General features: G+C 49.7%; 24 protein-coding genes. 9 read left to right on the forward strand and 15 right to left on the reverse strand.

What is annotated here, in order from left to right:
• Positions 1-4: 4 nt before the first annotated feature.
• The 3 genes from V7728_RS17870 to V7728_RS17880 form a co-directional block, all read right to left on the reverse strand.
• Complete coding sequence (locus V7728_RS17870) at positions 5-1,474, reverse strand: sodium:solute symporter family protein (RefSeq protein ID WP_015239531.1); 1,470 nt, start codon at positions 1,472-1,474, stop codon at positions 5-7.
• Positions 1,471-1,671: a DUF3311 domain-containing protein gene (locus tag V7728_RS17875; protein ID WP_007409181.1), complete on the reverse strand. Its 201-nt coding sequence runs from the start codon at positions 1,669-1,671 to the stop codon at positions 1,471-1,473. The genes V7728_RS17870 and V7728_RS17875 overlap by 4 nt, the downstream gene beginning before the upstream one ends.
• A gap of 120 nt (positions 1,672-1,791) precedes the next feature.
• Entirely contained in the window at positions 1,792-2,151 is a 360-nt protein-coding gene (locus V7728_RS17880; RefSeq protein ID WP_012117241.1) for a hypothetical protein, read from the reverse strand.
• A gap of 152 nt (positions 2,152-2,303) precedes the next feature.
• On the opposite strand from V7728_RS17880, the gene V7728_RS17885 reads away from it, so the two are divergent.
• From V7728_RS17885 to V7728_RS17900, 4 genes are all read left to right on the forward strand, one after another.
• A complete protein-coding gene (locus V7728_RS17885; protein WP_059367273.1) occupies positions 2,304-2,930 on the forward strand; it encodes a TVP38/TMEM64 family protein in 627 nt (208 codons plus the stop codon).
• Positions 2,927-3,442, forward strand: a complete 516-nt coding sequence (lepB, locus tag V7728_RS17890; RefSeq protein WP_003155158.1) for a signal peptidase I — start codon at positions 2,927-2,929, stop codon at positions 3,440-3,442. The genes V7728_RS17885 and lepB overlap by 4 nt, the downstream gene beginning before the upstream one ends.
• 148 nt (positions 3,443-3,590) lie before the next feature.
• Positions 3,591-5,069, forward strand: a complete 1,479-nt coding sequence (locus V7728_RS17895; RefSeq protein WP_099566541.1) for a monooxygenase — start codon at positions 3,591-3,593, stop codon at positions 5,067-5,069.
• Between the two features lie 88 nt (positions 5,070-5,157).
• Positions 5,158-5,679: a MarR family transcriptional regulator gene (locus tag V7728_RS17900; RefSeq protein ID WP_012117244.1), complete on the forward strand. Its 522-nt coding sequence runs from the start codon at positions 5,158-5,160 to the stop codon at positions 5,677-5,679.
• A gap of 36 nt (positions 5,680-5,715) precedes the next feature.
• Here the strand turns inward: V7728_RS17900 and V7728_RS17905 are convergent, their stop codons facing one another.
• The 5 genes from V7728_RS17905 to V7728_RS17925 form a co-directional block, all read right to left on the reverse strand.
• Positions 5,716-6,873 carry an AbrB family transcriptional regulator gene (locus V7728_RS17905; RefSeq protein ID WP_015239535.1) on the reverse strand — a complete coding sequence of 386 codons (1,158 nt, stop codon included), beginning with the start codon at positions 6,871-6,873 and terminating at the stop codon, positions 5,716-5,718.
• A 167-nt stretch (positions 6,874-7,040) separates the two neighbouring features.
• Positions 7,041-8,237, reverse strand: coding sequence for an MFS transporter (locus V7728_RS17910; protein ID WP_007409175.1), 1,197 nt, complete (start codon positions 8,235-8,237; stop codon positions 7,041-7,043).
• A 15-nt stretch (positions 8,238-8,252) separates the two neighbouring features.
• Entirely contained in the window at positions 8,253-8,873 is a 621-nt protein-coding gene (locus V7728_RS17915; protein ID WP_012117247.1) for a TetR/AcrR family transcriptional regulator, read from the reverse strand.
• Between the two features lie 250 nt (positions 8,874-9,123).
• On the reverse strand, positions 9,124-9,633 hold the full coding sequence (locus tag V7728_RS17920) for a ferritin-like domain-containing protein (protein WP_007409173.1): 510 nt from the start codon (positions 9,631-9,633) through the stop codon (positions 9,124-9,126).
• A 68-nt stretch (positions 9,634-9,701) separates the two neighbouring features.
• On the reverse strand, positions 9,702-10,415 hold the full coding sequence (locus tag V7728_RS17925; RefSeq protein WP_079978834.1) for a DUF421 domain-containing protein: 714 nt from the start codon (positions 10,413-10,415) through the stop codon (positions 9,702-9,704).
• Positions 10,416-10,555: 140 nt separating this feature from the next.
• Between V7728_RS17925 and addB the strand changes: the two genes are divergently transcribed.
• The 5 genes from addB to V7728_RS17950 all read left to right on the forward strand — a co-directional run bounded on the left by addB (position 10,556) and on the right by V7728_RS17950 (position 22,682).
• Positions 10,556-14,056 carry a helicase-exonuclease AddAB subunit AddB gene (gene addB / locus V7728_RS17930; RefSeq protein WP_099566542.1) on the forward strand — a complete coding sequence of 1,167 codons (3,501 nt, stop codon included), beginning with the start codon at positions 10,556-10,558 and terminating at the stop codon, positions 14,054-14,056.
• Positions 14,043-17,747, forward strand: a complete 3,705-nt coding sequence (gene addA, locus V7728_RS17935) for a helicase-exonuclease AddAB subunit AddA (RefSeq protein WP_099567266.1) — start codon at positions 14,043-14,045, stop codon at positions 17,745-17,747. The genes addB and addA overlap by 14 nt, the downstream gene beginning before the upstream one ends.
• Positions 17,748-17,811: 64 nt before the next feature.
• Entirely contained in the window at positions 17,812-18,984 is a 1,173-nt protein-coding gene (gene sbcD, locus V7728_RS17940; protein ID WP_099566543.1) for an exonuclease subunit SbcD, read from the forward strand.
• Positions 18,981-22,373 carry an exonuclease subunit SbcC gene (gene sbcC, locus V7728_RS17945; RefSeq protein ID WP_059367267.1) on the forward strand — a complete coding sequence of 1,131 codons (3,393 nt, stop codon included), beginning with the start codon at positions 18,981-18,983 and terminating at the stop codon, positions 22,371-22,373. The genes sbcD and sbcC overlap by 4 nt, the downstream gene beginning before the upstream one ends.
• A 15-nt stretch (positions 22,374-22,388) precedes the next feature.
• Complete coding sequence (locus V7728_RS17950) at positions 22,389-22,682, forward strand: hypothetical protein (RefSeq protein WP_059367265.1); 294 nt, start codon at positions 22,389-22,391, stop codon at positions 22,680-22,682.
• Positions 22,683-22,725: 43 nt separating this feature from the next.
• On the opposite strand, the gene V7728_RS17955 is transcribed toward V7728_RS17950, so the two are convergent.
• The 7 genes from V7728_RS17955 to V7728_RS17985 form a co-directional block, all read right to left on the reverse strand.
• Entirely contained in the window at positions 22,726-22,944 is a 219-nt protein-coding gene (locus V7728_RS17955) for a spore germination protein (protein WP_003155143.1), read from the reverse strand.
• A 39-nt stretch (positions 22,945-22,983) separates the two neighbouring features.
• The gene (locus V7728_RS17960; RefSeq protein WP_007610514.1) at positions 22,984-23,379 is read right to left on the reverse strand and encodes a spore germination protein GerPE; all 396 of its coding nucleotides are present in this window, start codon (positions 23,377-23,379) and stop codon (positions 22,984-22,986) included.
• Complete coding sequence (locus tag V7728_RS17965; protein WP_003155141.1) at positions 23,379-23,555, reverse strand: hypothetical protein; 177 nt, start codon at positions 23,553-23,555, stop codon at positions 23,379-23,381. Before V7728_RS17965 ends, V7728_RS17960 begins: the two co-directional genes overlap by 1 nt.
• Positions 23,552-24,169 carry a spore germination protein GerPC gene (locus V7728_RS17970; RefSeq protein WP_003155139.1) on the reverse strand — a complete coding sequence of 206 codons (618 nt, stop codon included), beginning with the start codon at positions 24,167-24,169 and terminating at the stop codon, positions 23,552-23,554. The genes V7728_RS17965 and V7728_RS17970 overlap by 4 nt, the downstream gene beginning before the upstream one ends.
• Before the next feature lie 35 nt (positions 24,170-24,204).
• Positions 24,205-24,441: a spore germination protein GerPB gene (locus V7728_RS17975; RefSeq protein ID WP_007409164.1), complete on the reverse strand. Its 237-nt coding sequence runs from the start codon at positions 24,439-24,441 to the stop codon at positions 24,205-24,207.
• A gap of 12 nt (positions 24,442-24,453) precedes the next feature.
• Complete coding sequence (locus tag V7728_RS17980) at positions 24,454-24,675, reverse strand: spore germination protein (protein ID WP_003155135.1); 222 nt, start codon at positions 24,673-24,675, stop codon at positions 24,454-24,456.
• Between the two features lie 189 nt (positions 24,676-24,864).
• Complete coding sequence (locus V7728_RS17985; protein ID WP_007409163.1) at positions 24,865-25,080, reverse strand: aspartyl-phosphate phosphatase Spo0E family protein; 216 nt, start codon at positions 25,078-25,080, stop codon at positions 24,865-24,867.
• Positions 25,081-25,112 lie beyond the last annotated feature (32 nt).

The raw sequence follows: 25,112 nt of genomic DNA on the forward strand, positions 1-25,112 counted from the left end.
CCATTTAAGCCGCCTTTTCGGCTGCGCTGATTTGTTTTTTTCTGACTGCGGCGCTGACTGCAAACATGACGGCAATGTTCAGAACCAGTGCGATGATGCCTGTATTCATATCCTTAACGATCTGCGGAAGAAACGGAAAGAGGGTTCCGATGGTTGATTCGGTCAGCGTAATGAAGGCCACCGTTCCGACCCCGGCCGTTATGCCGGCAAAAGCGCCGTGGCTTGTGATGAAACGCCGCTTCGGCAGGCTGAATAAGAGGGCGGGGAAAAGCTGGGTGACAAGGCTGTAGCCCATTAAAAGCAAGGTGACGATGGTATTTCCGCCTTTCAGCGTAAAATATACGGATATCAGCGCGATGACGGGTACGGCGTATTTTGCGAGCCGTGAGACTTTTTCGTCAGTCGTGCCGGGCAGAATGGCTTTGTACACATTTTTGGCGAACAGCGTGCTTGAGGCCATTAATATCATTGAACCGGGTACAAGCGCCGTCAGAATGCCCGCCGATCCGATCAGTCCGACAAACCAGGGATCAAAGGTTTTCACAGACAGCTTTAATAAGGCGAGATCCGTGTCCGTCCCTTTTAAACCGGGCACCTGCAGAATCGCCGCAAATCCGGTAAAGATGACAAACAGCAGGACGAGCTGATAAAGAGGCATGATGATTGCGTTTTTCCGAAACACCCGCGGATGCTCCGCCGAATAGGAAGCGGCAAATGTATGGGGCCACATATAAAAGCCGAGGGCGGTCAGCAAAACCGTTGAGCTGAACCAGGAAACGCTCTGTCCGGTTTCCGGCAGCGTGAGAAATCCGGGTTTTGCGGCGTCAATTTGTTTGAACATCTCCGTAAATCCGCCATAGTAATGAATGGGCAGATAAATGCCTAAATACAGGACGATGCCTAAAATCATGATATCTTTAACGACTGATATCCACGCTGAACCGTGGATTCCTGATATCATCACATAAATCGTGATGGAAACAGCGCCGATCCAGACAGCGGCTGAGGGCGGAATCTGTCCGTATGACGTTGCTGAAACAATTAATCCGAGCCCTTTCAGCTGCAGGACGAGATAGGGGATGAGGGATGCGATGCCGACGAGCGATACGAGAATGCCGAGGAGCGGGCTGTTGTATTTTGAAATAAAAAAATCTGATTGCGACATCAGTTTGTGTTGTTTGGCGTAAGTCCACACGGCTGGCAGAAGCCAATATGACAAAATGTAGGCAAGGCAGCCGTACGCGATAATATAAAAGGCGGGGCCTCCTTTTCCGTAAGCCCACCCGCTTCCGCCTAGGAATGTAAAGGTCGTGTATATTTCTCCCGCCATTAATAAAAAGACAAACATCGTGCCGAAGCCGCGTCCGCCCACCGTCCATTGTTCAAGGTCCATATGTTTTCCTTTTCGGGCCCGGATTCCGAGATATACACAAAACAGGAGCACGGCGGCCATTACGGGAAATGCTGCGTTCATTCCGCCTCACCCGCCTTATTTTCTTTGTCCAATTTGTAAACGGCGGCCATCAGAACGGAAGTCAGCACCGCCCAGATGACGACATACGCGAGAATGAAAGGCATTCCGAAAACATAAGGCGTCACCCGGTTGGCAAATGGAATGCCGGCGAGAATTCCGAAAAAGGGCAGGGCGGCGAGAACATGAATCAGTTTCATAACATTCCTCCTTTTCATTGAAAACAGCGTGTCCCGATTATAAAGAAAATCATGTCGAATGTATAGTGTGAATAGTCTGAAATTTATTAGTTGAAAAGGAAAAGCAGTCCCGGCTGCTTTTTAAATGGTCGCAAGAGACAGGTAATATTCTAATAAGGCGGTTACCTGTTCCCGTATTCTCGGGTTGAAATAACGGTGTTTTTCTTCATAGCCGTTAATGGTGCATATATAAAGCGTAAATGCTTCGTCTCTTTCCGCTTCGTATATTTTAATTTTACGCTTTCTTAACTCTTTTCGAACATCACTCAAATCCTTTTGTGCTAATTTTAAAGAGCAGCTGATAAGCTGTTTATAGGGTTGTTTTAATTTGAACGGGCACGAATCAAGCGCTTCGAGGTCCCGGTTCAGGATGGCAGCCGCCATGGGCAGAAACAGCCCTTTTTCGATGAGATCGCGGGTGCCGCTCCGGATGTCAGGCATAAATACTCCTTCTTTCTTAAAAAAGAGAACGTTTGTTCTTATTTTATACTCGCTTACACGATATTTCAAGTCGGAAAATCTCGTAAACATTTTCGTTTTTTGGAGATAATGTGTAGAATAAGGATAGACAAACTCGTTAAGGAGTATAAACGTTGGAGCAATTTTTATCATATTTGACTGAGGAACAGCTGACGGAATGGTTCCAAAGCTATAGAGCTTTCGGCCCGGCGGCTGCGGCTGCACTGCCTTTTATTGAAGCGTTTCTTCCGTTTTTGCCGCTCGTTGTATTTGTGGTGGCGAATACGAATGCATTTGGTTTGTGGGAAGGTTTTTTTCTGTCATGGCTCGGGTCTGCGGCAGGATCGATGCTGATGTTTTATGCCGTCCGCCGTTTCGGACAGAAAAGAGCTTTCGGTTTCATCCGCAGGCATCAGACCATAAGGCGGATGATGCTCTGGGTTGAGCGTCACGGTTTCGGTCCGCTGTTTATTTTGCTTTGCTTCCCCTTTACGCCGTCCGCTGCGGTTCATATCGTTGCCGGTCTGTCACGGGTGGGGGCGCTGCAGTTTATATCAGCAGCCGCTATGGGGAAAATGGTCATGATCTTTATGATCAGCTTTATCGGGTATGATCTTCACGCACTCATGACACAGCCTTTCAGGATGGCGGGCGCCATTACGGTGATCGCGGTGCTGTGGTATGCCGGAAAGCATATCGAACGGCGTTTACAGACGAGAATCAGTCAGCATGAGAAAGACGGAGGGAGACAGGAATCTTGAAAAAACGATTTTGGTTTATAGCCGGCGTGCTTATCGTTGTTTTGGCCATACAATTAAAGAATGCCATTTTTATTGATTATAAAGTCGAAGGAATCAGCATGAATCCGACCTTTAAACAAGGAAATGAGCTGATGGTCAACAAGTTTTCCCATCGTTACAAAACGATCCGCCGTTTCGATATTGTCCTGTTTAAAGGCCCGCACCGCAAAGTGCTGATCAAACGTGTCATCGGGCTCCCCGGCGAGTCAATCGCATACAGGGAGGATCAGCTGTATGTGAATGGAAAACGGGTGGCGGAACCGTTTTTAAAACCGTTAAAGTCATCATTGTCCGCCGGGAGCCATGTGACCGGTGATTATACGCTGAAGGAAACGACCGGGCGCAAAAGCATACCGAAGGGACAATACTTTGTTATTGGCGACAACCGCATATACAGCCTCGACAGCCGTCATTTCGGTCCGATTAAGGATAAAGACATTGTCGGAGTCATCAGTGAATCAGACGCCAAGTAAACGGCGTCTTTTTTTTTCGGAAATGATTGTAAAAAAGCAGAGGGAAGACTATAATGAAAATTGTTACGCGCGAAACAAAAAGGAGGCGTTTTATTTTTTGGTGATTTTGTTACCCGTGTAACAAAAAATATGAAAGAGGGCTGATGAGATGAAAACACAGGCTGCCATTATCGGGGGAGGTCCGGTCGGGCTTATGCTTGCATCAGAACTGGCGCTGGCCGGAGTGAAAACGACTGTTATTGAACGATTGAAGAAGACGGTGCCATATTCCAAAGCGCTTATTATGCATCCGCGCACACTTGAGCTTTTTGCCATGAGAGGCATATTGGAACGCTTTTTGGAAAAAGGGACGAAGGTGTCTTCCGGCCATTTTTCCATGCTGGATACACGGCTGGATTTTTCTCGGCTGGATACGAAGCAGAATTATTCGTTAATGCTGCCTCAGGCAGAAACGGAGCGGATTTTGGAGGAGTATGCATCAAGTCTCGGCGCAGACATCATCCGCGGGGCGGAAGCGGTGGCTGTCACCCAGACGGATGACGGAGTGGAGACGGTGTTCCGGGACGAAAGCGGGATCCGCACTCTTCACAGCTTATATGCAACGGGTACAGACGGAGCGGGGAGCATTGTCAGGAAACAGGCGGGCATCGCTTTTTCGGGCACTGATGCCGACTTAACAGGAACGCTCTGTGATGCCGCTTTGAAACATCCGCCCGAATCTTCCTTTTTTTCAACGTGCCGCCTGGAGGGATCGGTTGTGATTGTCCCTCTTACGGACGGACTTTTCCGCGTCCTCATCGTTTCTCCGCACGCTCCGCAAAAGCGGAAGGAAGAGCCGGTCACCGAAAATGAGCTGAAAGAAGACCTGCGGCGGATATGCGGCACTGATTTCGGATTGAGTGATCCGGTATGGATGTCGCGGTTCGGCAATGCCGAGCGTCAGGCCGAACAATACCGATCAGGCCGGGTTTTTGTGGCCGGTGATGCGGCGCACATTCATTTTCCCGCAGGCGGCCAAGGGCTGAACACGGGGCTTCAGGATGCCTTCAACCTCGGCTGGAAGCTGGCGGCGCAAATGAAGGGGAAAGCGGCGCCTTATCTTCTGGACAGCTATCATCAGGAAAGGCACAGCATAGGAAAAGAAGTGTTGCACAATATAAAAACCCAGATAAAGCTCATGGATTTTACCGAGTCGGGGATGGCTTTAAGAGAAACGATGACCGCTTTGCTGGATTTTCAGGAGTCCAACCGTTTATTGGCGGGAAAAGTATCCGCGCTTGATCTGCATTATGAACCGGATGCGGAGCTGCCGCCGCATATCCTGAACGGAAAACGCCTGCCGGATATCGAATTGACCCTTCATGACGGGCGGCCGGCCCGGCTGTATGATTTTCTTCATAAGGGCGCCTTTGTGCTTTTGTCATTAAGAGGGAGCATTCCCGCCGGTATTGATACGGACAGCGTGGCAGCTGTCAGTGCGGAGCTTGCTGAAACACGTGCCGATTGGGATGACGTCCACACCGTTTTAATCCGGCCGGACGGCCACGCGGCATGGGCAGCCGGCGGCTCGGGACGTGAAGCGGAAGAAGCCGTTCTGGCCGGTTTGGAGAGATGGGGATTCATCTGATGCCCTTTTATGCGCCTGTGTGATTGTTTCTTGTGTAACAAAACGTTATAGTAAAAGAAACAATCAATACGGAAGGGTGATTCAGCAGTTGGACAGAAGACAGCCAGACCATGCAAAACACATGATTCTTGAAGGGCTGACAGATATTTTTCACGAGCAGGAGAGGTGTCAGGAGGACATCAGGGCGTCGTTGGCCGGACGGATGGACGAACTCCGTGAAGAAAACGGAAAAAAATTACAGTTGACCTTGACGGAAATTCACATTTTGTCGTGTATCGGAGATCATGAACCGATCAATGTCACGTCAATAGCGGAAAAAATGAAGACGACAAAGCCGACCGTGTCGAGAAGCTGCGCGAAGTTTTTGGAAGCCGGCTTTCTGCGCAGGACCCGGCTGAGCGACAATAAAAAAGAAGTCTATTTCCGGCTGACTCCTGCCGGGAAAGAGCTGCATTCCCTTCATCATGAATATCATGAATTGATAAAAAAGCGGCTCTTGGCGTTTTTAGACCGCTATACAGATGAAGAACTGTTATTTGCTGAACGGCTGTTCCGTGATCTTTCAGCAAACTGGCGGTCTGTAAATGGCGGCGGAGAGCTGTTCAAATAAAAAACACGCATATGGATGCGTGTTTTTTTATTCGGATCATGTTCCTCTTTCTGCCCGGCCTCTCTCGCCGTGTGCCCGTTTCAGCTGAGAAAGGTGGTGCAGCAGCCGATAGAAGGGCGGAAGCATGGCGATGACGAGAACGATCCGGATGACCTGAACCGCGACGACGAAAGTCGAGTCTTCGTGCAGGGTGATCGAAGTCGCCGCCATCTCGGCGATCCCGCCGGGAGAAAAGGCGAGAACAGATGTAATCATGGAGATGCCCGTTAATTTAGAAACCGCAACCGCGCTCAGAATCATGGCGGCGATTAATCCGACGGAAGAAATAAATCCGACGGTCAGCACTCTCGCCACGCCGGTGAACATGCTTTTGTACATTTTTGATCCGATTGTGGCGCCGAGAAAAATTTGTGACAGCTGGTTCGCTTCCGGCGGCCACCAGGCCAGCATGTCTTTGCCCGCCAAGGCGGACACGCCGATTTCCGCAGCAGCAACGCCGATCATGCTGCCGAGCAGCCAAGGGGCGGGAAATTTCAGCCGTTTTGCGCCTTTGCTTGCAAGCCAGGCAGCCAAAATAAATCCGGCCGTTAACAAGACGGGAGTAAGGCCCGGATGTGAAGCTCCTGCCGAAACGGCTCCGGCTGATGTCTGAGCTGCACCGTTTTGTTTGGTAAATAAGAAAATGACGAGAAACGGTATTGTCATGACGACCAAAAGGACGCGCGTCAGCTGAATAAGGCTTACAATCGCGGTGTTTGCGCCGACTTCCTGGGCGATACCCGGCATGGCGGATAAACCGCCCGGCGCCGTGCCTACAAAGCTTGTCATCATGTCCGTCCGGCTGAACCGAAAGAGCACATATCCGGAAACAAGCGCCATCACGATAGAGAAAATCAGCATGAAGCCTACCGGAAGCCAATGCTCCCGTAAAACCGACAGAACGGACAGGTTCAGTTTCTGGCCGAGTTCGATGCCGAGGATCATTTGTCCCGCTGCAAGCCATCTGCGGTGAATCCCTCTTCTGTCAGGCGCCATGAACAGCCAGCGGGGCCTCGTCATGGAGAGGATGCAGCCGGCGGCCAGCGTTCCGAGCATCCAGGCGATCGACATCCCTGTAAGCGAAAGAAGAAACCCCCCTGCCGCACTGATGAGAATAAACCAGATATCCGTAAGGAGATGTTTGTCTTTCTTCAATGAAAACCCTTCTTCCTGAAACATTCATATTAAATTGTTAAGCTCGTTAACCTTACTATTACTATAGTATAGATTTTGAGATAAATAAATAATGAATTATTTCTCATAATCCATTCATTTTTCTTATCGCAAACGCAAAAAAAGCTCCGGAGATGGGTGAGTGCACCCTACTCCGAAACCTCGCCCGCTTTTCCTTTCCACACAAAGGTCAATCCCAGACCGAGAAATAAAACCACACCTGCGAACAGAAACGGGAAGTGAATATTCATATCAAATAAAATACCGCCCAGAGCCGGGCCGAAAATGGTGCCCAAACTCGTGTATGTTGAGTTCATACCGGCAACAAACCCCTGCTGATTTCCTGCGATTTTCGATAAATAAGTAGTCAGTGCCGGGCGCAGTAAATCAAACGCAAGGAAAATGATGCAGGTGACAGCGAGCACGGGCAAAAATCCTGACATCACCGTAGAAACGAAAGCCAGCACAGCGCCGATGATCAGACAAAGCTGAATGACTTTTTTCTCCCCGAGGAAGTTGACAAGTCTTCCGAACGCGAGTACTTGAATGAGGACCGCCACAATGGAGCTGAACGTAATAATAATGGCGATATCCTTTGGCGTGAAGCCGAATTTATGGTTTGTAAATAAGCTGAATACCGTTTCGTACGCCGACAGTCCGAATGCCAAAACAAAAACGATGATAAAGGCGATCAAGTAGTTTGGATGAATCGACTTTTTCAAATCTTTTAAGAAAGTTGATTCTTTGACGCTTTCCAGCTGCTTTGCGCGTTCTTCTTTAGTTAACGGCTCTTTCAGCATAAAGACAGAGGAAATCACTGCGATAAATGCAATTCCCGCCGCAAAGAAAAACGGCATACGAACGCCGTGATCGGCAATAAATCCTCCTATGCCGGGCCCGATGATAAACCCTGTGCTGATGGCGGCAGATACATAGCCCATCGCCTTCGATCTTTCCTGCACCGTCGTAATATCTGCGACATACGCTGTAACAGCGGGCATGATAAAAGCGGCACTGATGCCCCCCAGCACCCTTGCGAAATATAAAATGGAGACATGTGTGCCCAATCCGAAGGTCAGTTCGGATAATGCGAACAAAAACAGTCCGGCGAGAATCATGATTTTTCTGCCGAAGCGGTCAACCCATCTCCCTGCAATGGGGGATGCAATTAATTGCGCAACGGCGAAGGCAGCGACAAGGTATCCCATTGTGCTGCCCGTCAAGTGCATCACATTCATAAACAGCGGCATAACGGGAATGATCAATCCGATGCCTAAAAACGCAATAAATATATTGCTTAATAAGATGATGAGTACAGCCTTTTGTTCTCTGATCGGTTTTTGCATGTTGTTTCTCCTTTGTCAGCTGTCATTCTGTTTATCAGCGCTGATCGACCCGTGAATAAACACGGAGATGGCTTCTTTTTGCAATTCGATTCTTTGCTGAATGGTATCGTTTTTATATAACACATCTAAACCGTAGAAGACGGATAGCAGGATTTTTACTTTTGATTCGACATGATGAATGGACCAGCTGCCGTCTTGATTTCCCTCTTCTAAGATCTCTCTCATCACATCGTCATATTCAATATCAATTTTGTTGAGCCGCTTTACGACCTCCTCTGACGTAAACGCACTCGCATAAAACTCTTCACTTGCTCTCATAAGCGGGTAATTGATGCTCATCCGGCTGAGCAGCTCCGCAAAGCCCGCCAGTTTTTCGGCAGCATCTTTCAGATCAGCTTCCATTTCCCTCCACGTCTCGATCATCACGCGGTGATCCTCTTCCATGATATGAAGAAACAGAAACTCTTTTCCTTTAAAATGGTGATATAGATTGCCTTTACTGATTTCGGCCGCCTCTAAAATATCCCGAATCGATGTTTCTGAATATCCTTTTTTTGCAAATAAGTCACGCGAAGCGGATACGAGCCTGTTCTTCGTCTTTTCGCTCTTTCCGGCACCGCCTTTTGTATTTGTCACTTCACACAGATCCTTTCCGCCTCATTCATATCGTTGTCCCGGCAAAGCGGGGCTCGGTTCGTTTAAAACCGACCAGTTGGTTTATTTTATTATAAAGGGTTTTTGCTGATTATACAATGAAGAAGGTATCCATTGTTTAGAGGGAGTATAAAACGGCTCGAAAAGTAAACCCCATTCTCTCATGTTGAAAGAACGGGGTTTGTCAGCGGTCTGAAGACTCCCGGCGGGGGAGCGTGATCTGCCTGAACCGTTATTTGCCGGTATTCACCTCGGTGTAGCTTGTGTTCGGCGCGTTTGATACCGTTCCCCCTGTATGGTGGGAAGGAGAGTGGGCCATATCGTATAAAAACCAGACGGCATGACGCTGTTCGTCAAATGCCGTGCGGGCAAATAACCGCTTCGCTTCCGGATGCACCGCTCTATCGGATGCCTGCAAATAAAAATCATTCGTTTTCTGCTCATCATAAAACGCCGCCCTCAGTCCTTCTCTGTATGTGTGCGGACAATGCTCCGTCTGTTTCGGCGTCAACTGTTTTCCGGTAATTGACGTATACAGTGAAGAGAAAGCGTGCAGGTGGCGCACTTCTTCCTCTCTGATATGTTCGATTCGTCTTCTGATTTCTGCGGTCGGCGCTTTTTCGGCTAATATTGAGTAGCAAATCACAGCGCTGTATTCACCGTTTATGGATTTTACCAGATCCTTGATAAGCACAGAATCGTCACTGCAGATGGCTGTATAATGAAAAAAATTCTCGTGCATTGGACTCACCCCCGGATGTTTATAGGGTATTATACGGCGGCAGCCCGTGACATGTGCGGATGTCATGTTTATTCTTGATCTAGCGGCGATGTAATATGGTCGTCGTATGTGTCGACAAAAAGCCGGCCGTTGCTTCCGCGCACAGCGTATACGACGTCTTCCGGTTTGAGGTTTCTCTTGTCCAATTCTTCTCTCAGCCATTTTTCCGATACGTGGTTTTCTTCCAGATTCTTCATCACCAGCCGGCCGTCCATAACCAGCTCAACGGCAAAGTTCTTTTCATGTCCGGCAAAGATGCCGAGATCCTTTCTTGTAACGGGCGCAAATTCCGGTTTGACCTCCACTGACATGCTGCCGTTTGTTTCAATGATGGCAGTCTGAACCTGAGAAATGTCAAATACGTCATTTACACGCAGCTGCTGGTTCAAGTAGTCGATGGTATAACGCATCGTTTTCATATTATGCTCAAGTATTTTACCGTTTTGAATGATAATGGTCGGTTTGCCTGCAAAGAAACCCCTAAGGGCCCTGTTTTTCATAGAAAGATATGCGACAAGGTAAATGATTGCCACGAAAATAATGTAGGCAATGACATGATAATGAATCGGCAGCTTTGTATTAAACGACAGATTTGCCGTGATGGCGCCGAGCGAGATGGCCGCAATGAAATCAAAAAGCGTCATCTGTGAAATGGTTTGTTTACCGAGTATCCGGGCGCCGATAAACAGAATGCTGAACGACAGAGCCGTCCGTACAATTACTTCGGGATATTCTGACATCATCATTAGTCCTTTTTTCTTTATTTTGGTCAAAAACGATATTTTTTAAAACAGTCATCCCGTTTTTACCAGCAGATGAGATTGGTCATTTTCGTCAACTTTCGATAAAATGTAGAAAGATAAAAAGAGAGGGGTCTTCTAATTTGGGTGTTGAGTTTTTAGTAGGCAGATCGGGGAGTGGGAAAACGAGGCTGATTATCGACAGCATTCAAGATGAACTGCGCCGGGAGCCGTTCGGGAAACCGATCATTTTTCTAGTCCCGGATCAAATGACGTTTTTAATGGAATATGAGCTTGCTAAAACGCCGGATATCGGCGGCATGATACGCGCTCAAGTGTTCAGTTTCTCGCGTTTGGCGTGGCGCGTGCTTCAGCATACCGGGGGCATGAACCGCCCGTTTGTGACGACGACGGGTGTGCAGATGCTTTTAAGGAAATTGATTGAAGAATATAAGCACGAGTTTAAAGTGTATCAAAAAGCGAGTGACAAAACCGGGTTCACTGAGCAGGTGGAACGGATGCTGACAGAGTTTAAGCGGTACTGTATTGAGCCTGAAGACGTCCGACGCATGGCGGAAAGCGGAACGGCGTCAGAATATCGCGGAGAGCGGATGCTGTCTGAAAAACTTCATGATTTAGGCATTTTATATCAGCAGATGGAAAGAAGCCTCGCCGGACACTATTTGCATTCAGAGGATTATTTGACGCTGCTCGCTCAGCAGATTCCTTTGGCGGACGTTGTAAAAGGCGCCCGTGTTTACGTCGACGGATTCTATCAATTTACGCCGCAGGAATTAAGGGTGCTGGAGCAGCTGATCATGCATGCTGAACATGTCACATTCTCGCTGACGGCGGACAGCCCTTCGGCGGAACAGGCACCGGATGAGCTCGATCTGTTCAGAATGACGGGAAGCACATACTATAAGCTTTATCAGACGGCAAAGGAATTGAATGCCGATATTTCCTGCAAGGAACTGCATGGCACGAAGCGGCATCAGCATGCGCCGGAGCTTGCCTGTATAGAGTCGCAGTACGATGTGCGTCCCGCCGCGGCGTATACCGGCGGACAGGAAGCTTTTACCGTCATGCAGGCGCAAAACAGAAGAGCTGAGCTTGAAGGTATTGCCCGGGAAATTCAATCACTTGTCCGGGACGGAGGATGCCGGTACAAAGATATGGCGATTCTCATCCGTCAGCCGGAAGATTATAAAGATTTGCTGAAGGAAGTGTTTGCCGATTACGGGCTTCCTTATTTTATTGACGGAAAAGCTTCTATGCAGCATCACCCGCTTATTGAATTCATCCGTTCAAGCCTGGATGTCGTGAAGGGGAACTGGAGATATGAAGCGGTGTTCCGCTGTGCGAAAACCGAACTGTTATTCCCGCTTGATCAGCCGGAGCAGAAAATAAGGGAGCAGGTTGATCAGCTTGAAAATTACTGTATCGCCTACGGCATTAAAGGGGAGCGCTGGACGAGCGGCGAGCGGTTTGTATACAGGCGCTTCGTATCGCTCGATGAGGATTTCGCGCAGACAGATCAGGAAATAGAGATGGAGAACATGCTGAATGAGACGAAAGAGTGGATGGCCGCGCCCCTTGTCCGGCTTCAAAACCGGATGAAAAAAGCGAAAACGGTTCAAAGCATGGCGGAGGCTCTTTATCTCTTTTTGGAAGATACCGATGTTCCCCTGAAGCTGGACCGGAAAAGGCAGCGGGCCGAAGAGGCCGGAAACATGATCGAAGCGCAGCAGCACGGCCAGGCGTGGGATGCCGTTATCCAGCTTCTCGAGGAGTTTGCCGGCATGATGGGTGAAGATGAAATATCTTTGGCGCTGTTCCAGCAAATGCTTGAAACGGGAACGGAATCGCTTCATTTTTCTTTAATTCCGCCTGCGCTTGACCAAGTATTTGTAGGGAATATGGATCTCTCAAGAATGTACGGCACGTCCTGCACATTCGTCATCGGGGCCAATGACGGCGTTCTTCCGGCGCGCCCGGATGAAAACGGCGTGCTGTCTGATGATGACCGGGAGTGGCTGAAAGCAGTCGGAGTGGAGCTGTCTTCCGCGGGGCGTGAGCGGCTGCTTGATGAGCATTTTCTCATCTATATGGCGCTGTCAAGTCCGTCTGACCGTCTTTATGTGTCATACCCGATTGCCGATGCGGAAGGAAAAACGCTCCTGCCGTCAATCGTTGTAAACAGGCTTGGCGAGCTGTTTCCCGATCATCAGGAAAAGCTGTCAGCGGCTGATCCCGAGCAGGTAAGCGAAGAAGAGCAGCTTCAGTATCTCGTCAATAAACAGGTGGCTCAGACATATACGGCAAGTCAGCTCAGGCTGTGGACAAGAGAGTACGAGATCAGTGACGTATGGTGGAGCGCATACAATGTGCTGATGAAAGAGCCTGATCACCAGCGTGCGAAAAAGCTGTTTTCAAGCTTGTTTTTCCGCAATGAGGCGAAGCGTCTTGAACGGCCTGTTTCGCGCCAGCTTTACGGCGAGCATATTAAAGGAAGCGTCTCCCGGATGGAGGCGTTTAATGCCTGCCAGTTTTCTCATTTTGCATCTCACGGGCTTCAATTAAAAGAGCGGCAGTTTTTCAAGCTGGACGCGCCGGATATCGGCCAGCTGTTTCACTCCAGCCTGAAGCTGATTTCAGACCGGCTTCGTGAGCAGAAGCTGGAATGGCGCGATCTGACGAAAGATCAGTGCCGGAATTTCTCCTATGAAGCGGTGGAACGGCTTGCGCCAAAGCTGCAAAAAGAGATTCTGCTCAGCTCAAACAGACACTTTTATGTGAAGGAAAAACTGCAGAAGATCGTCACGCGTGTTTCTGGCATATTAAGCGAGCATGCGAAGGCGAGCGGTTTCGTCCCGGTCGGTCTTGAACTCGGTTTCGGCGGAAGCGGGCCGCTGCCGCCGCTCACTTTCACGCTGAAAAACGGCTGTACGATGGAACTCGTCGGACGGATCGACCGCGTGGATAAAGCGGAAAGTTCAAAAGGCCTGCTGCTGAGAATCGTTGATTATAAATCAAGCGACAGGGGGCTTGATCTGGCTGAGGTGTATTACGGGCTCGCTCTGCAAATGCTCACATATCTTGACTTATCGATTACACATTCCGAAGATTGGCTCGGCATGAAAGCGACCCCGGCAGGCGTTTTGTATTTCCATATCCACGATCCGATGATTCAGGCCAGTCTGCCGATGGGGCTTGATGAAATCGAGCAGGAAATTTTTAAGAAATTTAAAATGAAAGGCCTTCTCCTCGGTGACCGGGAGGCGATCAGCCTGATGGACACGACTTTGGAGGAAGGGCGTTCAAATATCGTCAATGCCGGTTTGAAAAAGGACGGTTCTTTAAGATCCGACTCAGCCGCGGTCAGCGAACGGGACTTTCATCTGCTGACAGACCATGTGCGGCGGACATTTGAACAGGCGGGCGAAGCGATAACGGACGGGCTTGTGTCCATTACTCCGTATAAGCTGAAAGATAAGACGCCTTGTACGTACTGTGCGTTTCAATCGGTGTGCCAGTTTGATGAGTCGCTTAAGGAAAATGAATACCGCAGCCTGAAAGCGGAAAAAGACGGCACCATACTGGATTGGCTGAAGAAGGAGGCAGATGATGATGCAAATTCCTAAACCGAAAGACAGCATATGGACGGATGACCAATGGAGCGCCATCGTTTCTTCCGGCCGCGATATTCTGGTCGCTGCCGCAGCCGGATCAGGTAAAACGGCCGTGCTCGTGGAACGGATGATCAGAAAGATAACCGCGGAAGAAGATCCGGTTGATGTTGACAGGCTCCTTGTGGTGACCTTTACAAACGCCTCAGCAGCGGAGATGAAGCATCGGATCGCGGAAGCATTAGAAAAAGAGCTCGCCAAAAATCCGGGATCTCTGCATATCAGACGGCAGCTCTCTCTCTTGAATCGGGCGAGCATTTCGACGCTTCACTCTTTCTGTCTGCAAGTGCTTAAAAAATATTATTATATGATTGATCTTGACCCCGGTTTTCGGATGGCTGACCAGACGGAAGGCGAATTGCTCGGAGACGAAGTTCTTGATGAGCTGTTTGAAGATGAATACGCAAAAGGGAATCAGGCGTTTTTTGAGCTTGCGGACAGATATACGACAGACAGGCATGATCTTGATCTTCAAGACCTTGTCAAACGGGTGTACGAGTATTCCCGGTCGCATCCTGACCCGGAAGTATGGCTGCAAAGCTTTGTCCGCCTGTATGATGTGACGGAAGAAAGCAAAATGGAAGAGCTTCCGTTTTACCAATATGTGAGAGAAGATGCTGAAATGGCGCTTTTCGGGGCAAAACAAAAGCTTGAGAAGGCGCTTGAACTGACAAAAGTGCCCGGCGGGCCGGCCCCGCGCGCTGATAATTTTCTGGATGACCTTCAGCAGATAGAAGAGCTGATCAGCTGCCGGCATGACTTCGATGCGCTGTATGAACGGGTTCCCGCAGTCTCCTTTAAACGGGCGAAGGCGGTAAAGGGTGATGAATTTGACAAAGCGCTTTTGGACGAAGCGACCGATTTGCGAAACGGCGCGAAGAAACTGATCGAAAAGGTAAAGACCGATTATTTTACAAGAAGTCCGCAAGATCACTTAAAGAGTTTAGCAGATATGAAGCCTGTCATCGAAACGCTCGTTCAGCTCGTGATATCGTACGGAAAACGATTTGAAGCGGCGAAACAAGAAAAATCAATTATTGATTTCTCAGATTTGGAACATTACTGCCTGGCGATTTTAACTGCGGTTGATGAAGAAGGCCGGCGGGTGCCGAGCGAAGCGGCCGTTTATTATCAAGACCAGTTCCATGAAGTTCTGGTTGATGAATATCAAGATACGAATCTTGTGCAAGAGTCTATCCTGCAGCTTGTTAAAAGCGGGAATGAAGAGGCGGGAAATCTGTTTATGGTAGGCGACGTCAAACAATCGATCTACCGTTTCAGACTTGCTGAGCCGCTGCTGTTTCTCGGGAAATATAAAAGGTTTACAGAAAGCGGGGCAGGCACGGGGCAGAAAATTGACCTGAACCAAAATTTCCGCAGCCGCTCCGATATTTTGGACAGTACGAATTTCTTGTTTAAGCAGCTGATGGGCGGAAAAATCGGCGAAGTGGATTACGATGAACAGGCGGCATTGAAGCTCGGCGCATCGTATCCGCCGAATGACGCGGCAAAAACGGAACTGCTGCTCATTGACAGCGCTGATGGCGCAGACAGCTCCGAGGATGCCGAAGACTTTGAAACTGTGCACTGGGAAGCGAAAGCGATAGCCGGGGAGATCCGAAAGCTTGTCTCATCTCCGTTTAAGGTATATGACGGCAAAACAAAAACACACCGGAATATCCAGTACCGGGATATCGTAATTTTGCTGCGCTCCATGCCGTGGGCGCCGCAATTAATGGAAGAGCTGAAAAACCAGGGCATTCCGGTGTACGCCAATTTGACGTCGGGTTACTTTGAAGCCGTGGAGGTGGCTGCGGCGCTTTCAGTCTTGAAGGTGATTGATAATCCGTATCAGGATATTCCGCTTGCTTCCGTGCTGCGCTCGCCCATCGTCGGCTGTGACGAAAATGAACTTGCGCTGATACGCCTTGAAAAGAAAAAAGCGCCGTTTTATGAAGCGCTGAAAGCATATATAGCGAACGCTGACAGACATGATGAACTGTATCAAAAACTGAGAACCTTTTATGACAGTCTGCAAAAGTGGCGGTCATTTTCGACGAATCATTCGGTGTCTGAGCTGATTTGGGAAGTATACCGCGATACCGGATATTTTGACTATGCAGGCGGCATGCCCGGCGGAAAGCAGCGCCAGGCCAATCTGCGCGTCTTGTATGACCGGGCGCGCTCGTACGAAGCGACGGCGTTCCGCGGGTTATTCCGCTTTTTGCGGTTCATTGAACGGATGCAGGAGCGCGGCGATGATCTGGGGACGGCCCGGGCGCTCAGCGAGCAGGAGGATGTCGTTCGGCTGATGACGATCCACAGCAGCAAAGGACTTGAATTCCCCGTCGTTTTCACCGCCGGACTCGGCAGAAGTTTTAATATGATGGATCTCAACAAATCATACCTGCTTGATAAAGAGCTCGGTTTCGGCACGAAGTATATCCATCCGGAACTCAGAATCAGCTATCCGACTCTTCCGCTTGTGGCGATGAAGAAAAAGATGCGCAGAGAGCTCTTATCCGAAGAATTGCGCGTACTGTATGTGGCGCTGACCAGAGCGAAGGAAAAGCTGTTTCTCGTCGGTTCCTGCAAAAACCGGGAAAAACAGCTGGCCAAATGGCAGGCGCAAGCAGACCGGGCCGATTGGCTTCTTTCTGAATTCGACCGCTATCAGGCGTCATCTTATTTGGACTTTATCGGGCCGGCGCTCATCCGCCACCGTGACATGGAGGCGCACAGGACGCCGGGACTTTCCTCATCTGAGGATATCGCGCGCGACCCGTCGCGTTTTCACATCCGGATGCTGCAGCAAAGTGAATTGCTGGAAGAGAATCCAAAAGAGCGTGCTGAAGAAAAGAGCAAACGTCTAAAAGCAATACAGCAGGGCGAGCCGATTCCTGATTCGTTTTCATTTGATGATCAGGCGCGCCGTCTGCTTGAATGGGAATATCCGTACCGAGAGCTGACGGCTATCAGAACGAAGCAATCAGTTTCTGAGCTGAAGAGAAAGCAAGAATACGAGGATGAATACAGCGGCCGCTCTCTCATCAAACCGTCAGGAGACACGCTTTTATACAGGCGTCCCGGTTTTATGATGAAAAAAGGGCTGACAGCCGCCGAAAAAGGGACGGCGATGCATACGGTGATGCAGCACATACCGCTGACGCACGTTCCGACTGCCGAAGAAGCGGAGCGGACGGTCCGGATGCTTTACGAAAAAGAGCTGCTGACAGAAGAACAGCAGGAAGCTATTGATATAGAAGAAATTGTCCAGTTTTTCGGAACTGAAATCGGGAAAGACCTTCTCAGGGCGCTGCGGGTTGACCGGGAAGTGCCGTTCAGTATGGCGCTTCCGGCCGGCGAGGTGTACAAGGATGCCGAAACGGCCGGTGAACCGCTGCTCGTGCAGGGGATTATTGACTGCCTCTACGAAACTGCGGACGGTCTCTATTTGCTGGACTATAAAACAGATCGGATAGAGGGGAAATTCCGGAACGGATTTGAAGGCGCGGCTCCGATTCTGCAAAAAAGGTATGAAACACAAATTGAATTGTATACAAAAGCGGTTGAACAAATTACAAAAACGAAAGTGAAAGGGCGTGCGCTCTATTTCTTCGATGGAGGTCACGTTCTTACACTGTAACAAGATCCGAAGCTCCTTTTTGGAGCGGATCTTTTTTTCTATCAAAAAGTGAGGTGAATGCGGTATGCGCATTTTACATACAGCTGACTGGCACCTCGGCAAAACGCTGGAAGGCAGAAGCCGGCTGAGCGAGCAGGCCGAGGTATTGGAAGAGCTGAATACCATTGTCAAGGAAGAAAATATTGATGCGGTCATTATGGCGGGGGATGTATTTGATACGGTCAACCCGCCTGCGCTCGCTGAACAATTGTATTACGAAAGTCTTTCCGCGCTTTCTGACGGCGGAAAGCGCCCGGTCGTCGTCATTGCCGGAAACCATGACAATCCTGACAGGCTGGCGGCGGCTTCTCCGTTAACAAATGAGCGCGGCATTCATTTAATCGGCTATCCGCGGACAGAACCCGTGCATATTGAAGTGCCGTCGGCGGACGAGCTGTTAGCCGTAGCTGCGCTGGCATATCCGTCAGAGGCGAGATTAAACGAAGTGCTTTCTGATACGTTTGAGGAAAAGCTTCTTCGCGATCATTACGATGTCAAAATCAGAGAGGCGTTTGCTCACATGTGCGGACTGTGCCGGGACGATGCCGTGAAAATCGCGGCGAGCCACATTTATGTCGCGGGGGGAAATCAGACCGATTCAGAGCGTCCGATTGAAGTCGGGGGCGCTTACACAGTTGCCGCTGACAGCCTGCCGGCTGATGCGGCTTACGTGGCTCTCGGCCATCTCCACCGTCCGCAAACGATCAAGCGCGCCAAGACGGCTGCCCGTTATTCGGGCTCTCCGCTGGCATACAGCTTTTCGGAAGCCGGTTATGCCAAATCGGTGACGGTGGTAGAAGCGAAGCCCGGCGGAGAAGCGAAGTGGGAAGAGATTTTCCTGTCTTCCGGTAAACCGCTCGTCAAATGGAAAGCGCAGGGGCTGAGCGAGGTTCACGGCTGGCTCGATGAAGGGCGTGACCGGAATGCCTGGATCGATCTTGATATCCATTTGACGGATCAGCTTTCTCTCGAGGAAATTCATCGGCTGAGAAAGGCGCATCCCGGCTTTATCCATATCAGGCCGGTTTTTGAAGAAAAAGAGACCGGCAATGACCGGATTGAAGTGAAACACACATCAATTGAGGATCGCTTTAAGAAGTTTTATGAAAAACAAACGGGCGGCGGCGTGCCGGATGAGGAGATGGTCAAGCTGTTTTTAGAGCTTGCGTCAACAGATGATGAGGAGGATGCGACATGAAGCCGATTCTGTTAACGATAAAAGGGCTCCACAGCTTCAGAGAGGAACAGACCATCGATTTTGCCGGACTGTCCGGAGCCGGGGTGTTCGGAATTTTCGGGCCGACCGGAAGCGGAAAATCATCAATCCTTGATGCCATGACACTCGCTTTATACGGAAAAGTGGAGCGCGCCGCAAATAATACGCACGGCATCCTGAATCATGCCGAAGAGCAGCTCGCCGTCTCATTTACATTCGCGCTTCAATCCGGCCACCGGGTTTCCTACAAGGTCGAGCGCGTTTTTAAGAGAACGGATGAAACGAAAGTAAAAACCGCCCTCTGCCGCTTGATTGAAATCAAAGACGAACAAACGGTGCTGGCCGATAAAGCGAATGAAGTGAACAAAAAGGTAGAGGAGCTTCTTGGCCTGACCATTGACGACTTTACAAGAGCCGTCGTGCTGCCGCAAGGAAAGTTTGCCGAGTTTCTGTCGCTTAAAGGCGCGGAAAGAAGACATATGCTCCAGCGCCTGTTTAATCTGGAACAGTACGGGGACAGGCTTGTCAAAAAATTGCGGCGGCGGGCGCAGGAAGCGGCAGCGAAAAAAAATGAAATGCTGGCGGAACAATCCGGGCTCGGAGACGCAGGAGAAGATGCGCTGAAGCAGGCTGAACAGCAGTTTCACGAAGCGAACGAACGGCTTGAAGAAGCTGAGAAGAAACGGGTCCGGGCAAAAGAGCGCTTTGAGAATCACCAGGAAATTTGGAACCTGCAGACAGAAAGAGATGAATATGAGCGCCGGGAGAAAAAGCTTGAGGAAAGACGCCCGTACATCACGGATTTGACTGAGCGTCTTAAAGAGGCGGAAACAGCTCTCGCCCTTGAGCCGTACGCAGACCGTTACACAGAAGCCGTCCGCCGGAAGCAGCGCGCCGAACGGGAACACGAACTGGCCAAACGGAAATCAGAGGCGGAAACCGTTTCATTTACCCGGCAAAATGAAGCCTATGAAGCATGGCGGGCCCATAAGGCCGAACAGGAGCCGAAGCTTGTCAAGGAAGAAGAGCTGTATCAAAGACTTTCAGCCATTGAACAAAAACTGCTTGAAGCGAAAAAAGAAGCGGAAAAAACAAATGCGGAACACAGCAAAAAAGAGGAAGAATACGAAGCCGCCTCGAAACAGCTGGCCGGAGTGAAAGACCGCCTGACCCGCGGCCAAAACAGGCAGAATGAGCTGAAAGAAGAGCTGAAAGCAGTTCAAGTGACCGCCGATGAACGGAAAAAATGCCAGACCGCAGCACAGCTGGCGGCGGGCTTTCAGCAGACACAGGAACAAATCACGAAAGAGCGGGCCAATCTGACAACGCAGCTGAAAAACGTGGAGAAGCTGAACGGAGAAAGCGAGTCGCTCACAGCGAAAGCGAAAACGGAAGAGGAAGACATTACGCGCGCTTATCAAACGCTTCAAACCGTTTACCATATGGTCTGTGAAACGGAACGTTCACTGAAAGCCGCAGCCGAACGGGCTGACAAAACGCAAGCCGATCTCCGCAGGCGCTCAGAGGAAGCGAGAACGGCTGCATTAACAAAAGAATTATCGGAAAAACTAATCGAAGGAAAGCCTTGTCCTGTATGCGGCTCGACGCAGCATGACCGCCCGCGTTCCGCTCATGAAACATTCTCGCCTGATACGGCTGTGCAGGAACAGTTGCAGCAGGTTGAAGCGCTGCTTTCTGAGGCGGCGGCTCTTTCTCAGGAGGTGCTGACAGCCAAGGTTGCATTAGAAGAGCAGTCGGGGCGTTTTACCGAAGAATGTCCGTTTCTGCAAAGCGCCCGGGTTCCGGAGCTGGAAGCCGCTTCTTCCATCAGCGGACGCCCGCTTGATGAAGCGTTCAGCGCCGTCCGCTTGGAGTGGAAACAAATGAAACAGGATATGCTGTCGGTAAAAGAGAAGGTCACAAGACTGATCAGCGCGCATCAGCAGACGGTGAAACAAGCTGAGCAGCTTGCCGAACGAATCCGCTACGAGGAAAAAGAAGCCGGCCGTCTCAGACATTCATTAGAAGAGCTTGAATCGCTGTCAGAAAGCCGATTGAATCAGTACAATGAAGTCTGCGGTGATATTCCGCCAAACCGGATTGACGCCTGGCAGGCTTCGATAGATGAGAAGGACAGGCAGGCAGAAGAATGTGAGAAGCGCATTGAAACAAGCATCGCATTCCTCAAGGAACATGAAGAGGAGAAAGAACGCCTGCAGGAGATGAAGCATCGGCTTGAACGGGAACGGCTCGAGCTTCACTATGCGTCTGAGCGCCTGCAGCAGGTGATTGACGGATATGAACAAGAGCTCGGAACAGCAGCTGAAGAAACATCAATTTCCGCAAAGCTTGAAGCGGTGCGGCAGGAATTACAGCTGTTAAAATCCAAAGAACAGTCCCTATTCGACGCGCTGAAGCAGGCGCAGCAATCACTGAATGACGCAAAAGGCCGGGAATCCGGGAGTCTCATGTCACTCAGGGATGCTGAGACCTCCCTTGAGAAAGCGCAAAACGACTGGCGCGTGAGGTCAAAAGACACCGGGTTTGCCGACCCGGACCAAGTCAAAAAAAGTCTGCTTCCGCAAGGGCGTGCAGAGGAAATGAAAAAAGAAATAGATGAGTTCCTGGACACCTCAAAACAGCTATCGGCAAATATCAGCCGTGTTACTGATAAATTAGCCGAGCGCCGGATATCGGAGGAAGAATGGACAGCATCCGTTTCTCTGCTGAAGCAGGCAGAGGCTGAGTCAGGCGCCGCCATGGAGGAAAAAGGAGCACAGGCAAAAGCTTTCGCGGTTATGCAAAAACAGCATAAGCGCTTTAAAGAGATTGAAGCCGAACTGAAAAGCTGGCAGACACAGATTGACAGGCTTGATAAGCTCCAGTCTGTATGTAAAGGCAATACATTCGTCGAATTTTTAGCGGAAGAACAGCTGGAAAGCGTGGCTCGAGACGCCTCTGCCCGTCTCGGAGCTTTGACAAGGCAGCGGTATGCCATATTAGTCGATTCAGAAGGCGGTTTCGTCATGCGTGATGACGCGAACGGAGGCGTCAAACGGCCCGTATCAAGCCTTTCCGGCGGAGAGACGTTTCTGACATCGCTGTCGCTTGCGCTTGCCTTGTCCGCCCAGATTCAGCTGCGGGGGCAATACCCGCTGCAATTCTTTTTCTTAGATGAAGGATTCGGGACTCTTGACCAAGGGCTCTTAGACACCGTTGTCACAGCGCTCGAAAAGCTGCAATCGGACAACTTATCCGTCGGAGTGATCAGCCATGTGCAGGAGCTGAGAGCGCGTCTGCCGAAAAAATTAATCGTTCATCCGTCCGAGCCGGGCGGGAAAGGCACCCGGGTCACATTGGAGATCATGTAGAAAGGAGAAGGAATTATGGCCGATTCTGCCGAGGGCACATGTGAATTATGCGGCCGCCATCATGTACGGCTGACGGAGCACCACTTAACGCCTAAGGAAAAAGGCGGGACATTCCTTCCGACCGCAATGCTCTGCATCCCTTGTCATAAACAGGTTCACGCTCTCTATACGAATCAGGAGCTTGCGGCAAGGCTCGCGGGAATAGAAGAGCTGCGGCGTGACCCGAAACTCGCGCGGTTTGTGAAATGGATCAGAAAACAGCCGCCGGAAAAGCTTGTAAAAACAAAAAAAGCAAATGAACGAAAATAACGCTGAACCAAAAGCAGCCCTCTTCTGAAAGAGCGGCTGCTTTTTAGGCGTTTCCGACCACATTTTGATCGCTGACATCGGGGTCTATATAGTTTGTCGCATTGACAACGTTGTTTAATAACAGGAAATCTCCGGTATTGCCTGCTCCCGAACCGAGCGCAGATTTAGAAGAGCTTTTTGGAGAAAGGTAAAAGGAATCACCAAAGTTTACGACTCCGCCCGATATGGAATTGATAGCTATAGGTCCGGTAATTGCTGGCATAAACGACACCCTTTATAGAAGTCTCACCGTCATTATATGTCAGGGCTGCTGTGATTGTGAGCTTGGTGTGACAATCTGCCTAATATGTTTCAGCCGCGAATCTCCCAGAACGATCGACGTCGATCCGATTTGAACCACGGACGCTGACGATACCCCTTGAACTTTCACATTCCTTACCCGAATTGAAGGGTTTTCATGGCAGAATGCGCTTTGGACTCCCGTTTCCGGTAACGGCATGACGGCGGGCTGCCGAAAGATCTGGTATTCTTTTTTGTTAAATGAGCCTTCATCATCTCTGTATAAGGCAATAGTACGCTGATCGGCCAATACTTTGATCCGCATATTGATTTCATTCGTATCGCCTGCTTGAAAGACACTCGCAATCCCGACTGAATTGATTTTGGCGTTCCGGAGGCGTGAAATGCGCTTTAACATTATTCCGGCGCCAGCGGCACATAAGGCCCGATAATAAGAGATTCCGGAGGCGTGTCAAAGATGGAAGACAGATAGACGGAATCGGTGTCGCCGATTAATAATAAGGAAGAACTGGACACACCGGTAGACCGGATGTCGCCGACTTCAATATTCCGGTTAATCACTGTAAAAATCATGACGGATCATCACCTTTCATTTCACCAGGTATGTGCTTAATAAAGTGCTCGACGGCTCTGACAATATCACGCTTCACATGTTCGGCAATCTGCTCGGCATATTGCGCGGGCGCCGTGTTTTCTTCTTTCGGGACATGGGACAGATAATACTGAATCCGGCTGTCCATCTGCTTTCTGATATCTTCAATAATATGATATTTGTTCGTTTCGTCCAGCCTGCTCTCATACTGAGTTTCGAGCTGCTCTAAAAGCGCGGGGATTTCTTCATTCAGGTACATATCGACGTTTTGGCGGATTTGCTGCATTTGCTGGCCCGCCTGTTCCTGCTGCATCATTCCGACCTGCGGAGATGTCTGGCCGACTTCGAAGTTTTGCACGGCATTCGGATCAGTCGGATTCAATCCGATATTCAGCGTTCCTTCCAGCCGTTCAATTTTCAGCTGATCAAATTTATACTCGAGCCGATCGATTCTTGTAGAAGGCTGCTGCTTCAGCGTTGAAATTTCATTTTGGAATTCTTTCAGCTGCCGTTCGAGCTCCTGAATCTGCTGCGCCTGCTGCTGGACGAAAGAATTTAAATTCTGCAGGTAGGATGAAACGGATTGATCATACATGACATTCACCTCGCGTCTCGTTTCCTTCATTAAAACTACCGGCTTGGCGGCTGGAGCGGTACAAATGATGAGGTGCCGGGACCTCCCCCTGTTGTTACAGTCTGCTGCCCCGCGGTGACAGGCGGCGCCGGCTCAACATAACTCCCTGTGTTGTACAGATTGGAAAGAGATTTAATTGAACCGGCGCTTCCGATTTGCAGTATGGAGGAATTGCTGACAGATTCTACACGCATGTAATTGATATGGATCGACTGATTGACGTAAAAATTCATACGGCGCCTCCTTTATGCGTTTCCTGCCATCGGCTGATCGATTACATCATTATCGTACACATTCGTTGAATTCCTGTAATTCGTCAGTGTGAGATTGTCTCCGGTATTGAAGCTGCCCGCTCCGGCAAATGTCTTAACCTCTGCTTTTGGAGAAATGGTGATGCAGTCGCCTATATGAACGACTCCGCTCGTACCGACGGCATTAATTTTAAACGCTCCGACAATTGCGGGCATACGAGCACATCCTTTTCGTGAAGATTTTCATGACTACACTCCAGGAGCTTATCTGGGCTGCCTGCCTAAAATAGCTTATGACAAATGCACATTTTTGTGAGCGGAAAAAACTTTAGACGTAAAAACACCGGCGCTTTACGCATGCCGGGTCTTATACATAAATGATACAGATTTATATACATATCACGTTTATGAGAAAGCCTCTTTTTTTCCTGCGGTGCGGCCGTGCTCAATCTGTGCGGCCGGGTTCAGCCCGCTGTCTTTCGTTTGTTGGATGAGCCCGCCCCGGCACCCGTTTAAAAGGCTGTCCAGCTCCTGGCTGCACCTGATGGTCTCCGTTGCATTGATTCCGAATTTTTGCGCTGTCTCGAATAAAGTTAATCTTTTTTCTTCAATTTTGTTCATCGTGTGATCTCCAATTCTCGATTATTTTGGAA

This window comes from Bacillus sp. JHAA, assembly GCF_036961585.1.
Taxonomy (GTDB): domain Bacteria; phylum Bacillota; class Bacilli; order Bacillales; family Bacillaceae; genus Bacillus; species Bacillus velezensis.